The sequence below is a fragment of the Oleiphilus sp. HI0066 genome (assembly GCF_001635725.1).
Genome location: NZ_LWFH01000891.1, coordinates 1 through 340, shown reverse-complemented (window position 1 = coordinate 340; position 340 = coordinate 1). Strand labels below are relative to the sequence as shown.

Annotated in this window: 1 protein-coding gene; it reads left to right on the top strand. The window is 47.1% G+C overall.

Going from position 1 to position 340, the window contains the following annotated elements; genetic code table 11:
- On the top strand, positions 1 to 340 hold a 340-nt coding region (locus tag A3738_RS10490), incomplete at both ends, for an acyl-CoA dehydrogenase family protein (protein ID WP_197473787.1).

Below are 340 nucleotides of genomic sequence, written 5' to 3'. Positions count from 1 at the left end.
AGGCGCTAAGTTCTGTGAAGAAGTTCTTGCACCTATTAATCAATCAGGTGACCAAGAAGGTTGTACTTGGAGCGAAGACGGTGTTAAAACGCCGACTGGTTTTAAAGAAGCATATCAGCAGTACGTAGAAGGCGGATGGCCTTCAATGAACGCTCCTGTTGAGCACGGTGGTCAAGGTCTTCCAGAATCGATCAACATCATTCTCAGTGAAATGGTTGGTACTGCTAATTGGGCATGGGGTATGTACCCTGGTTTATCTCACGGTGCACGTGCAACACTTGAAGAGCACGGAACACCTGAGCAGCAAGAGACTTACCTGACTAAACTTATCTCTGGTGAG